Raw genomic sequence first — 13846 nt, 5'->3', positions numbered from 1 at the left:
GTAATCCACAACCAAAATAAATAATATGAAAAGAATCACAACATTTTTGTGTACTGCATTGATGATCCAAAGTATTGCTGCACAAAGTTTCATCCAGGCTTACAAGAACAGAGCCGACATGGTAACCCAGGCTAATATCACTGCCAACCTGCAGGAGTTTGGAAATCTTGGAATAAAAACCACCGGTTCCCAGGCAAATACCAACACGTTAAACTGGATTAAAAATAAGTATACTGCGTACGGATATTCTGCCAGCCAGATTGCGGAAAGTACTTTCACCTATGGTTCAAAAACATCTAAAAACCTGATTATTACTAAAACAGGAACTCTTTATCCTAACAAGTTTGTTATTATCTGCGGGCATTTTGATACGATCAACGGTCCCGGAGTTAATGATAATGGCAGCGGAACTTCCATCATTCTGGAAGCTGCGAGAATATTAAAAGATGTACCAACCGAGTACTCTATTAAATTCATTCACTTTTCCGGAGAAGAGCAAGGACTCATAGGAAGTACTCATTATGTGAATAATGTTGCCTATCAGGGAGGTGTCCGCAAATTGGATATCAAACTGGTCTTTAATCTGGATCAGGTAGGCGGCGTAAAAGGAAATAACAACAATACCGTATACTGTGATGAAGATCAGGGTGGTGTTTCCAGCAATAATGCAGCTTCTACTGCCGTTACTCAACAGCTCAGAAATTGTACCGCTCTCTACTCTCCTCTTCAAACGGCTGTAGATCCTGCTGAAAGGACAGATTATATTCCTTTTGAACAAAAAGGTGAAGTGATTACAGGATTCTTTGAAAGAATAGAAAGCAGTTTCCCTCACACCTCAAAAGATACTTTTGCCAATGTAGATCCTGTATATGTTTATAATATTGGAAAAGCTACCGTAGGTGCTTTGCAACACTTTGCAACAGCCTCTACGACATCAACAGTCAATAAAACGGCGTCAACAGCATCTCTGGAAGCGACAAGATTTTATCCTAATCCGGCCAACACTGTTTTAAACATCGAATTGCCAGATCCCAAGATAACCAATTTCAGTTTTGAAATGACCAATCTTACAGGCAGATCATTGCTTAAAACAAATAACGAAGCAAAGATTAATGTTTCTGCCCTTGAAAAAGGAGTGTATATTGGAATATTAAAAACAGGTGATCAAACTGTTGTCAAAAATATCCTGATTGACAGATAAGATTTATTTTACATGGTATAAAAAACCGGAACAAAATACTTTGTTCCGGTTTTTTATTATTTGCCAATGCTGTTAATTCTAAAATTTATCTGCAGGCTTTACAATTAATTTATTGTCTTTCATGAAAAACAATAACCAAATCCAGGCAAGCGATGCCAATATAAAAGAGATCACAATACTTTGATAGAATACCTCTTTTACCTCCCGGTTTGTTTGAAACTCTAAGATTGCATTATTAAAACAAGTGTCACAAAGGATTATACCTGTATCATGAAGATTGTAATAGTTAATTTTCTGATTTTTTCCGCAGCGATGACATTTGTTTTGTTCAGCGATGTTCAGTCTTTTGAATTGGTCTGCCAAAAAGTCGAACAAAGCGTAAACGGTTTTAAGTTTTGTAAAAGTTATATTTTCAGCAAATTTAAAAAAGATACCATCGTCCAGGATTTCAAAGCTTGTAAATTTTAATTTCCTTTTGTTGGTGGCTAATTCTGCTTTGATTTGCAGCCTTTGTTCCTCAGCTAAGCTGCCGGTTATAACTGTCACAAATTTGAATTGCGGAGTGCTCATTACGCTTGCATCTGAAACATTAAAAAAATAACCTTTGTAAAGACCAAATACGCCGTCATCTGTTTTATACCAATCCAATTCTCTAGCTATTTTCTTTGCTTTTGGAAAAATCATTTGTCGTTTTTTTAATGTATGCTGTTTATTTTAAAAAGAATAATTCAGACCTAATTGAAAATTGGTGTTTTTTGAATTATCTCCACCTCCATATTTTGCAATATCGGTTAAGCCTGCAATGTATCGGGCATTAACACCTAATTTAGGCATTAATTTATACCCTAACCCAAGCCCTAATCCAAAATTAAAGATTCGTAATGAGTCTTTATTATCTCTACTAAGAGGTGTACCGATAAAATTTTCTTCAGCCTTTGCATTGATAAGGAATCCAAATTCAGGACCTGCTTCCAGATAAAATTTAGAAGTGGCATTATACTGAACCATTACTGGAACATTGATGTAACCAAGAGTTTGCTTCATATCCGTTACAGCAAGACCTCCAAAATAATATTTGTCTTTTGCTTTTGCTCCCTGCTCGCTGTACAGAACCTCCGGTTGAATATTCACGACAGAAGAAATCGGAATATTAGCAAATGCTCCGGCATAGAATCCGAATTTTGACTTAGAATCGCTTCCTGTAATGCTCGAAATGTTAGCTCCGGCTTTAACACCAAATTTTGGTTTCTCTGTAGATTGTGCTAATGCCATAGTTCCCATAACTATGCATAGGCTTAGTAATTGTTTTTTCATTTAATTATGTTTTTTATAAGTTGAAAAACAAAAGCAGAAAGTATCTGCTTTTGTTTTAAAGTTATTTTATTTTGATAAATCTATAATCCTTACTAATTTCAAAAGTTTCCAGTGCTTCAATTGGTTTACTATTATCTCCATCCATTCCATTTTTAAAATTCCTTTTATAGGTACTTGTTATTGAAATACGTTTTCCATCAAAACTGATAATCCTTTTTTCAGTACCATCATTCCAGCTTGCTATAACTAAGTTTGATTTCACTTGTTTACTTTTGGAATCATAAATTGTCCAAATCAATTCTTCGCTATGTAAATCGAAATGATGCAAATAACAAAGTATCCAGATACTATTAGAAATTTTTATCTTATACCCTGTATAATACTTACTTTTTAAATAAGATTTTTCAAATATTGTTTCATTCACCGGGTATAAGAAGACATTGGAAATAATATCATAGGGAATTAATATTGATTTATTAATTTTAGAAAGATCATCATTGGTATTTCCCATTTTTTCTATGAAGTTATTTTCAATGTTATCAATGTCAAAGTCTTTTGATTCATAGTTTTCCATTTTTATGTTTACTGTTTTGTTTAAAACTCTCTTATGTCCATCGTTAGAACATGATACTATAATTAATAAAATAAGAATAAACGCTTTCATAATATTTGGGGTACTAAATACCTATTTTTTTATTTTGAATCATCTAAAATTGATTTAGAATTTGGAATTTTTTTGCCTTTATAATAACTTTCAAGATCATATTTAGCAGATTTACTTCCTAGCTCATAAGCTCTTAGTAAATAATAATCTCCTATTTTACTATCTGTCTTATAACCATTTTCCTCACTTATTCTTACTAAAATTGTATAAACATTTTCATAAGCGAGAGGATAATTATGTTCCTCAGCCATTTTTATAGCATAATAAAGAAATTCTTTTTCATAACCATGTACTGTAAAAGCTTTAAGCGACCTAATATACGCCAGTGTATCACCTTTTTTAATAGCATCATTCAAGTTTCTCTTAATTGTATCATCATTAATATTAAATTTGTCAGGAGTTTCTTTAACTGTTTTATTTACTGAAGTTTCTTGTTTAGAACAGCTAATTAATGATATTAAAATAATGCTTAGATGTAATAATATTCTTCTCATTGTCTTTAATTATAAAAATTATTTAATAAGATCTCTATATGGTTGAGTTATTTAATCCAGCTCCTCCATCATTATAATCTGGCGAAACAATATACCTATTACCATTAGCAATATTTGTTGAGGTTATCTTATTCTCAAATACACTAGCTGAATAAGTTATTCCTCCAATAGCTCCTTCTAAGAAATTCCCTCCGTTAAATAATCTCCTAAGGCTGTAAAAGTAATTTAGTTACTATACTATCCTCTAGAACTTTGTATCCTTTAGATTCCAACTCTTTAATATAAGATTCGCAACCTAATATTGTTACATTATTTTTGTTATGAAATGATTTAACAATCTCCTCGTATTTATTAGATTTCTTATATCTATAAACTGCTTGATTATTTTTATTAAAGATTATAGAACGATGTATCGTTTGAAACGGTTTTAAAATAATCAAATCTTCATAACATGCTCTATCATTTCTAGAATAATATCCACTTTTGAAATATAAATAGGGATCTAATATTTTTCCATTTTCTAACACAAAAGATTTACCATAAAAGCCAAGAGGATCAACAACATAGGTATTATTAGTATTATTTTTTATAATTTCCTCTATAACCTCTTTTGATTGGGTATCAACATAATTTAACCGAAATATAATATCTTTTCCTTTATTCATTTTTATTTGATTCGAGCAAAAAATAAATAAAAAGCAAAAAGGTAATAAAACAATTTTTTTCATAATTTAAATTTAATAGTTAGATAGTTTTAAAAAATACTCAATAACATTTTGCAAATGAATAAATCCTTGCCTTTCCATAGATCCCGTCCACTTGGCGGCAGCTTTATAAGCCGATAACTCATTTAATTCTTGAGTAATAAAACTATTACCTTGATAAAGACCTGCTTTAAAATTAGAAAAATGATCTTGTTCATGAATAACTACAGAAGCTGCCCAAAAATTATGTTCTATGCCATCGATTAAACATGGTGCTAATATTATTTTACCATTTATAGGATTAGTTACTCCCCAAGCTTTACTTTCTAAATTACCTTTTATATATAGTTCTAAATACCGTGTTGTAGAATTTATAGAGTAATTCAAATGTCCTATAGAAAAATCCGCAATAGTACTCGCATCTGCAACTTTAATCCATTGTCCTGGTGAAGAAAATAATGATATTATTTTCTTCAAACTTTTAGCAGTGGCAGGGTTATAAGGCATTATTCCATTTTTCTCCAAAAATCCAGCAAGTATATTTTTACCTATTATTGTAGTCGATTCTGAATTAAACACTTGGCTAAATCTAGTATAACGTTTGTCATTCATATCGGTAGAAGTCATTCTATTCTCAAACAAATTGCCAGTATAAGAAATCCCGCCTATAGCTCCACCTAAAAAATTTCCTCCGTTAAATGCAGAACTTAATCCGCCTGATACAATACCTGGTAAAAAGCTTTTAATGGCTCCTGCATTGCTGGCTATATTTCCTAAGGCTCCTGAAATGGCTGCGCCACCTATGGCACCACCCAGTACTGCGCTCCATGTGTTCTGCCAGTCCCATTTTCCGGGGTTAAAATTTTTAGAGAAAACAAAAGTAGAAATCTTCCTACTTTTGTTTTATTCGTTAATTATTGATTTTTATAAACAATTGGTAGACTTCAAATTGAAAGAAAAGACTCCTTGTCTTTTACATGTGTAGGAGATAATAGTCTTTTTCATAAATTTAATATTTCCATTAAACTTTATTATTCTATTTCTTTAAGCTTTTTTTATCAAGTAAACTCAATACTATTCAGAGCAATAAATTGAGTTAGATTTTGGAATTTCTTTACCTTTATCCATATAAATGTATTTAACAGATTGTTTAGCACCTTTATCTCCTAATTCATAAGATCTTAATAAAGAATAAGTCCCAAACTTACTGGTAAAAGAATCATGCCGTTCTGAAGCTAAAATAGTTGATATATCCCAATAGGCCTCTTTATAATTATTCTTTTCTGCCATCAAGATCGCATAATATAAAAATTCTTTATACCGACCATTAACTATATAATGTTTAGATGCTGATTTATAGGCAAGAGTATCACCTTCGTATATTGCTTTCTTTAAATTTTCATAAAGTTTTTTATCATTAAAATCAAATTTATTGTCTTTATATGGACTGTATTCTCCAATATTAACATCTTCTTTCCCAAGAATATTCTTCAATCCTTGTTGTTCACTGTTTTTGAATTCTTTTTTCTGATCTGGAGTCTTATTACAGGTTATTAACAAGAAAATTGATAAAAACATTATTTTTTTCATACTATTTTATTTAAATCCTGGATAATATTTGAGAAACTCTTTATAATGATAAGCAGAAATAGCTTTACCACCGTAATAAATTTTAATGATTCCATTTCCATCATTAGAGTTTTGTCTGAGATTACTATTTTGTATACCACTTACATTCGCATTATAGGTTACAAAACCGTTAAATGCAAAAACGGTAAGTTTAGGATGAGCTTCAGATATTTGTTTTCCCATAGGGACAAATACCCCTTTATTGTCTGTTCCTGATAAACATGCATACAAAATCAAAATTGGATCTTTCATCTTATCTACATTTTTCCAGTTTTGATTTTTAAAGCTCATTACGGTATCAAAAGTTTTAGCATCTCTTATTCTTTCTTCACCATTAAATAGTGTTTCAAAATTACCATGCCCGTAAACTCTAAAAATTCCATCTCCTTTTGTATTTTTAAATAAATCATACATTTGTTTATAAACATTATGAAAAACAGGATCGTCTCCTTCCCCAAAGAAGCTTACCGGTTCTTCTGGATTTAAGTTATAAACTCTATTGTCTCCATCATTATAATCAGGAGAAATAATATACTTAGCAGCAGCCATTTCTGTAGATGTTGCTCTATTATCAAATAATTTACCCGTATAAGATAATCCTGCAATAGTACCTCCCAAGAAATTACCTCCATTAAATGCAGAACTTAAACCTCCCGAGACAATACCTGGTAAAAAGCTTTTAATCGCTCCTTAAACCCAACATTCAAAACTCCCTTTTATAAATTGCACTACTAATTATTTTACAAAAGGGATTTTAGCAACAATACTATCTTCTAGCATGATATAGCCTTTCTTTTCTAACTCATTAATATATGATTTACAAGTTGATGGCATACCATTTTGCTTACTGTGTTTTGATTGAATGTTTCTTATATAATTTCCCGTTTTAGAATAGTCATATATAGCTTTATCTACATAATTCAAGCTTAAGCCTATGTCAATTTTTTGTTTAGGTTTTATTATAATTAAATCATCTCTACAGTTCTTATCTTCACGTGAATAGTAGCCTCTAGAAAATTCAATGGGAATTAATTTCTTATTGTTAAAAGTCCAATAAGAATCACCAACAAAACCATATGGATCAATTATAAAAGTTTTATCACTACTATTTTTTATAGTATAGATTATTGGCTTTTCAGGTGCCAACTTTACAGGTGTCTTTATCAATATGTCTATCTCTTTATTTTTGTTCAACTTCATTTGCGATGAGCAAAAAATAGAAGTAAAGCACGCTAATATTAATAGAATGTTATTTTTCATTTTGTACTGTTAAAAAGATTTAAAATATATAACATATAATTACTGACTGATTTTAAGTAATCCTCTGCTCCACCCATAGACCCTGTCCATTGTGAAGCTGCTTTGTAAGCAGAAATTTCGTTCAGGTTTTGAATTAGTGGATGATTACCTTGTAGGATATTATTTTTCCAATTATAATAGTGATCATTTTCATGTATTATCACATCAGCCAATCCATAATTACTTTTCTTACCATTAAAAATTCCTGGGGCTAAAATTATTTTTCCTGTTACTGGATTTGTTATTCCTTCTATTTTTACATTTGGTTCACTGGGATCAACAAAAAGCCCATTTGGATCCATGTTAAATTTAATGTAACCTTTTGCCCACTCATTCATCGTATTAGTGTTGCCAACAGCAATCCAAGCATCTTTCGATGCAAATAATGATGCAATTACACTTAAACTATACATATTCGCTGAAGAACTAGGATTTAATCCTGAAATGCTCAATACAATACTCAATGGATCTTTCAATCCAGATCTTGAGTTATTAAATCCAAATTCTCTATTTTTAGAATCAGAAGATATCATATATCTATAACTTGTATTATTAAGTTCTGTCGATGTCATCTTATTACCGAACAAATTGCCTGTATAAGAAATCCCTCCTATAGCTCCTCCCAAGAAATTACCTCCATTAAATGCAGAATTCAACCCTCCTGAGACAATACCCGGTAAGAAGCTTTTAATAGCTCCTGCATTACTGGCTATATTTCCTAAAGCTCCTGAAACAGCTGCTCCGCCTATGGCACCACCAAGTACCGCGCTCCATGTATTCTGCCAGTCCCATTTTCCGGGGTTCCAGTTTCCATTATTGGCGGCTACACCATTTAAATATCCTCCTACTATAGCCCCAATTAACCACGGTATAAATTCTCCGCTTGGGTCATTGTACATGAGAGGATTATTCATCACATACCCGTACTTATTATAATTCTGAGTATTGGAAGGATCCTGTATATTTTCATCGGCACTCAGGAACCTTCTGAGTAACGGATCATATAACCTGCCATTCATATGGATGATCCCTATATCCGCAAAACGTTCATGACTTGTATAGCCTCTGTCAATTAATAAAGGTGAGCTGTCAATACTATACTTGTCTGTAATTACTGCTCCATTATTCCCAAATGCCAGATTTGTTAAATTGCCCCAGGCATCAAAATGGCGCTGCTCCACTTTATTTCCTTCCTCATCACTGATGGCAAGGATGCTTCCGATATAGTCTTTGTGAAGAAATTTATAAGAACCTCCTGTCTGACCAAAGTCTTTCAAATATACAATATTAGACTCGTAAGGACTGCCACCGATATATAAAATATGCTTCTCCTGACCCGCGGTTTGGTCTTTTACCACTTCAAAGCTGCCATCTTCGCTGTAAAACTTGCTGATGGTATTGTTCCATATAGGTGCATTGGGATCCACAATTCCACTTCCTGCCATTTTATATTCACTCGATCCTCCCATTGGTTTGGTAATATCTACACGTTGCCGCATACTACCTAATCCGTACTCAAAACTGATTTGAGCTTTCTGGCCATTGATTTGTACCGGATCATTATTCTCATTATAAGTAATAGTCTGGATCAGATCATTATTATAATTCTGTGTTCCTGCAGTATTTAGAGTCATTCCGGTAGGCTGGTAGAGTTTAGCAGCATTTTCATACTTTATGGCACCTACCTGATCATTTTCCATGATCCTGCCTTTTATGTCATACACATTTCTGTTGGCAGACGGTTTAATTCCCGTTACCGGATTCGTCCAGTTGATAAGTCGGTTATTGTCGTCATAATCAAAAGATTCAACAATATTAAAATCTCCTCCCGTGGTTCTGTTTTTCAACTCATTTCTGATAGCATCAAACGAATATAAAAGTTGCAGAATCCCTGGCTTTGCTTGTGAAGAATGATCAACGTTTGTAAGGAAGCCATTGGTATCATATGAATTACTCACATCCGCAGCGCCTAATCTGGCTTTTAACACCTGTCCCTTAGGATTGATTTCTTTCAGCTCCCAAAGAATCTTTCCTGAGCTTTTATCCTTCATCTGGTAGAGTTCCCCATTCCATGGGCTGTACACGTTTTCTATAGTAACCTTTGTGGAAACGCCATAAGACAGCAGTTCTTTTTCATAAGAAATTACTTTTCCTTTATCATCATAGGTAATCCCTTTCTGACTATAGGTTTTTCCGTTACTGTTCTCTGTGGAAGACAACAGCCTTCCTTGAGGATCGTAGGTGAAAACAGTACTGATCGTCTGCCATTTTATCTGCCCGGATCTTGCGGTCAGCAAACCTTTATCATTATAGGTAAAAGAAATGGTCTTATTAGTTGCCTGTCCGCCATCTGTGGTGGAAAGCTCTTTCTGAGAAATCAGCTGTCCCAGATTGTTATAAGTATATTCTTTAGTTCCTTTCGGACTTTTGGTCTTTTTGGCTTGTCCAAATCCGTTATACTCATATTTATATGTTCCATTCGAAGGATCGTTGAATTCAATTTTTCGTCCCCATGAATCATACTTTGTGGTAACAATATTTTCAGCATATTTTGCCTGAATTTGTTTTCCGGCCGCATTATAAGAGAATTGTATGGTTCCTCCTTTATCAGTTGAAGAAATAATATTCCCTAAGGCATCTGCTGTTTTCGAGGTTATTCTTCCATATCCATTAAGCTCCTGAGTGGTTGTGGTGAGGCCTGAAACTGAAGTTTCCGCTTTATTACCATTAAATGCTGTTACTGTTACCTTAGCAGGCAATACCGAGTCATCATAGGTAATGGTATTCCATCCACTGGCACTTTGTCCCTCAAAATAAGGTTCAGAGTCTTTAATTTTCCTTCCTAATACATCATACAAGGTTTGTTTGGAAATAAATTGACCTTGTCCGAATGCTTTTGTAGAAGACTTATATTCCTGTCCCAATTTGTTGGTGAAAGTTTTTGATATATTACCATCCGGCTCATATCGGGCAACTGTCACATTAGAATTACTATCCCTATCGTAAGAGTATGTCGTTGTACCGCTCAGATTGGTGGTGGACGTTAGCAGCTTGCCCCAGCCATCATAGGTATTGGATAGAATATTATTGAAAGGATCTGTCTGGGATACAATCTGCCCCCAATCATTATATTCAATAGAAGTTTCCAGTCCTAAATTATCTGTTTTCTTTATAACAAATCTACCTTTAGGGTCATATTCTGTTTTCTCAGATCTTGAATTATTATCAATTCTCGCAGTTGTCTTTTTGGCGGTCATATTCCCAAACCCGTCATAAGAATATTCTTCCTTTATTGTACTGTCTAAGTCAGATCCGGCAATAAGTATACTATTAGCCAAAAGGTCATTTTCGTAAGAGTAGAGTGTAGTATTCTTTTGAGTATCGCCATACGCCTGAACCACCTCAGTTTGGAACGATGGACGTCCTATATAATAGCCCTTTCCGGTGCCGGATGGATTGTGGTTATACCCGAATGTAGAAGTGGTAACCGCATAATTATTATTAATCGAAGAAATAATCTTTGCCGGAAGATAATAATTGGTGTAGGATGTGATCTTATCGGTTAAGGTTCCGGTTAAAAAGTCTTTGCTTTTGGTTATTTTCGGAAGAATGGCTGTAACTACTTTAGCCTTATCGACATCAGCAACACTTGTAACAATCTGCCCGTTTAAAAGCTTATCGATTTGATAACCGGTAGATGTAAAACTTAGTAAATCAGAATTGTTTTCTGAAACATCTGCCGGAAATATTTTAGCTTCATCATTGGTTCTGATCGACCATTCTTTTACCGGAATACCATCATTTAAAGGATCTATTTCAACACCTGTCCAAATTTTTGTATTTTCAAATCCGTCAGTATACCAAGAAGAACGCGCCGTTTTCCTAAAGCCAATCATTCCCCTTCCAAAGATGTTCGAGGTTAGACCTCTGTACCTGAAATCCTGCTTTAGCTTTTTATCTGACGTAGTACTTTGAGTAATCCCTGAAACTACATACATTCCTGTGGACTGATTGATTTCAACATACGGATAGTTTTCTGTCTTAACACCATCATACAGTCCCGGATTTTTGTCTTTATCGAGTTGCTTATAGGTAATATCAGTGGTAATACCTCCTTGCGAAATACTACTAATACGCCCTTGCATAGCTATATCAAAATATTTAGTTGACAAAGCAGCCTGTATGAGACCATAAGGATGAGTCTTTGTCCCGATAGAAGCCATAACAAGCCGCTTTAGCATGGCTCCTGTCCACAAGTCCACAGGTACGCCTATCATATCTTCAGTGTTTACTGCTATCGTCTCATTTATATTATCATTATTTAGATTATAGTTATACCCCCCCTTGTTGATAGTCAATTGGCTGTTCTGTCCTCCAGTAGTTGAAAAAACATTAAATATGTAGTTAGTATCACCTTTGTAACCCGCTCCTGAAGAATTGTCCAGATTAGTCCGCCTAAACAAAAATCTTGTTGATTCAAGGCTTATAAGATCAGTTTTACCATCATTGTTAATATCATAGGCTACAAAAGTCCGGGGATTGTAAATTTTTATTGCCTGATAGGGGTCTCTAAGCACTTGACGCTCTCTTTGAGGGCGCATAAAAGGATTCATATCCTCCTTGAAGGCATTCCCCTTTGATGTGTAAGTGTACCAATATGCGGAAGTGCTTGAAGTTGGCATCATAATGTCACTTACTCCATCCCCATTATAATCCCCCACCAAAGCATCTTCCCAAACTCCTTTCACTTCTTCATTATTTGTGGGATTAAAAGGTGATATACCGGATTCATATTTACCCTGGAGATTTTTTTTGAATGTAATTAGTAATGGTTTTTTGTTCTGATCCAGTTTCATAAAATCAAACATTCCATCACCGTTGAAATCCCCTGCTTTATAAGTAGTAAATGCATCTTCCTTACCCGCAGTATATAGCGACAAAGGATAATACCAATTATTATTTTGAATTGATTCATCAGGATCGATTACATAATATCTTCCATAATCTACACACTTGTGAGGTAACTTAGCAGAACTGTTTGGATCTGTTAGTCGACATACCCGATCATTGAGCTGTAAAACAATTTCACTAAGTCCATCTCCATTGAAATCAACATTTTTTATTCCTAATAATGTTGTAGTTGTTCCGTTTTGTCCACCATCGTCAGAATTATCATAATCGGCATTGGGAATAATCTTTTTAAAATCCAGATTTAATTCGTTATTTTCTGAAAGACTATAAAATGAAAGTTCAAGATCAGGTTTAGATGTATTATTAACCTGTTTCATGATAACAAATCCCTGTCGGTTGCGGATAACATTATTCTTTTTTAAATTCACAGCAACTGCGTTTTTAAATCCTGATAAAGAACTTCCTGTGAATATTGGATAACTAAAAGAATCAGGGTTATACGAATAATAATTTTTATACAGGTATACTCCTATTTGTGGTGTTTTAGCCGATGTTTGTGAATGATACCTCAATAAATCAAGAGTGCCGTCGCCATCAAAATCTCCCAATACATCAGTGTCACTATTAAACTTTAGTATTCCTCCATAAGTCTGAGGAAATTCAAAATATGATCCACTTGAATTTGGTCCATATGATTTTTCATATGTAAAAAGCACAGGATTTGCCTCTTCGTTTTTACTATTTAAAACGGTTATTTTGTCCAGATACCTATAAGCGGTCTGTTGGGGGTCCTTTTTATAGCTGACGTTGTACTTTTTGTATTGTTTGCTATTTGTAGAAACAACAACTGATTCAAGCAGCTTTGATTGAGAAAAGAGGACTCCTTTTATGTAGGCTGTTTCAGGCATTGGTCTTAGTGCAAAAACAAACTCAATTTTATTAAAGTGTGGTGTGCTCTGGGTTTCATTTCCTCCCCACTCAATGGTACTGATAACTGACACATTACTTTCAGAAGCATAATTGTAGGTAACATAATTACCGTTAGTATCTTTTGATTTTACAATATTATAATCGATGGGAGTTCTTGCCGGGCTTTCTCCTGAGGCAGTAGCCCCATACCATATCTGTGATCCGTCAGGGGAAGTAATCTCCCAATATTCGGGGCCTTGCCATAATTGTCCTGTAACTGAACCTACAGATTTAATCTTTATATTCGAATACTTTTCCGTTATGTATTCTGCACCATCTTTTCCATATTCTCCGGATTTTAAAATCAATCTTTGTCCGTTAAAACTGTAAGAATCAGAATAATCGAGCTGTACACCTTTTGTTATGCCGTCTTTTTCAAGATTTTTTCCAATTCTTGATATGGAGCTTATTCCTGAAATATTCCAGCCATAGCCGGCCATGCCATTGGTTGCTCCACTCACGTAAGCAAGGCTGATATTGGGAGCCGTTTTTTGAATACCCGGGGGAACATCAATTGCTAACGTATATTGAAGTTGTCCCGCACTGGTGACTTCAATATTTCCTTTCGTATCGTGAAACTTGTCTGGTGACACTGTCTGTGAAAAACCAAAAATAGAAAGGCATGATACTATAATGGATGAAATAAATTTCATTTTATTGC

The 13846-nt window shown here is 34.0% G+C and carries 12 protein-coding genes; 2 read left to right on the top strand and 10 right to left on the bottom strand.

The window, feature by feature from the left end; all coding sequences use genetic code 11:
- Positions 1-25 precede the first annotated feature (25 nt).
- Positions 26-1201: a M28 family peptidase gene (locus tag EG342_RS17210; RefSeq protein WP_103292571.1), complete on the top strand. Its 1176-nt coding sequence runs from the start codon at positions 26-28 to the stop codon at positions 1199-1201.
- A gap of 78 nt (positions 1202-1279) precedes the next feature.
- Here the strand turns inward: EG342_RS17210 and EG342_RS17205 are convergent, their stop codons facing one another.
- The 6 genes from EG342_RS17205 to EG342_RS17180 form a co-directional block, all read right to left on the bottom strand.
- Complete coding sequence (locus EG342_RS17205) at positions 1280-1885, bottom strand: hypothetical protein (RefSeq protein WP_103292572.1); 606 nt, start codon at positions 1883-1885, stop codon at positions 1280-1282.
- 30 nt (positions 1886-1915) lie between these two features.
- Positions 1916-2515, bottom strand: a complete 600-nt coding sequence (locus EG342_RS17200) for a porin family protein (RefSeq protein ID WP_103292573.1) — start codon at positions 2513-2515, stop codon at positions 1916-1918.
- A gap of 61 nt (positions 2516-2576) precedes the next feature.
- Complete coding sequence (locus EG342_RS17195; RefSeq protein ID WP_123868129.1) at positions 2577-3179, bottom strand: hypothetical protein; 603 nt, start codon at positions 3177-3179, stop codon at positions 2577-2579.
- 29 nt (positions 3180-3208) lie between these two features.
- Positions 3209-3673, bottom strand: a complete 465-nt coding sequence (locus EG342_RS17190; RefSeq protein WP_103292575.1) for a hypothetical protein — start codon at positions 3671-3673, stop codon at positions 3209-3211.
- Positions 3674-3879: 206 nt separating this feature from the next.
- Complete coding sequence (locus EG342_RS17185; RefSeq protein WP_103292576.1) at positions 3880-4401, bottom strand: hypothetical protein; 522 nt, start codon at positions 4399-4401, stop codon at positions 3880-3882.
- 9 nt (positions 4402-4410) lie between these two features.
- The gene (locus EG342_RS17180; RefSeq protein ID WP_103292577.1) at positions 4411-4989 is read right to left on the bottom strand and encodes a hypothetical protein; all 579 of its coding nucleotides are present in this window, start codon (positions 4987-4989) and stop codon (positions 4411-4413) included.
- Between the two features lie 133 nt (positions 4990-5122).
- On the opposite strand from EG342_RS17180, the gene EG342_RS17175 reads away from it, so the two are divergent.
- Positions 5123-5362, top strand: a complete 240-nt coding sequence (locus tag EG342_RS17175; protein WP_103292578.1) for a hypothetical protein — start codon at positions 5123-5125, stop codon at positions 5360-5362.
- Positions 5363-5451: 89 nt separating this feature from the next.
- Here EG342_RS17175 and EG342_RS17170 read toward each other — a convergent pair whose 3' ends face one another.
- From EG342_RS17170 to EG342_RS17155, 4 genes are all read right to left on the bottom strand, one after another.
- Positions 5452-5967 (bottom strand): hypothetical protein, encoded by a 516-nt coding sequence (locus EG342_RS17170; RefSeq protein ID WP_123868128.1) that lies wholly within the window; start codon positions 5965-5967, stop codon positions 5452-5454.
- Positions 5968-5973: 6 nt separating this feature from the next.
- Positions 5974-6624 (bottom strand): hypothetical protein, encoded by a 651-nt coding sequence (locus EG342_RS17165; RefSeq protein ID WP_103292580.1) that lies wholly within the window; start codon positions 6622-6624, stop codon positions 5974-5976.
- Between the two features lie 117 nt (positions 6625-6741).
- Complete coding sequence (locus tag EG342_RS17160) at positions 6742-7266, bottom strand: hypothetical protein (RefSeq protein ID WP_103292581.1); 525 nt, start codon at positions 7264-7266, stop codon at positions 6742-6744.
- A complete protein-coding gene (locus EG342_RS17155; protein WP_164465199.1) occupies positions 7263-13838 on the bottom strand; it encodes an RHS repeat-associated core domain-containing protein in 6576 nt (2191 codons plus the stop codon). The genes EG342_RS17160 and EG342_RS17155 overlap by 4 nt, the downstream gene beginning before the upstream one ends.
- Between the last annotated feature and the right edge of the window lie 8 nt (positions 13839-13846).

It is taken from the genome of Chryseobacterium lactis, from assembly GCF_003815875.1.
In the GTDB taxonomy this organism is placed as follows: domain Bacteria; phylum Bacteroidota; class Bacteroidia; order Flavobacteriales; family Weeksellaceae; genus Chryseobacterium; species Chryseobacterium lactis.
Note: the sequence above shows the minus strand (reverse complement) of the source record. Positions and strands in the feature narration are given on the sequence as shown.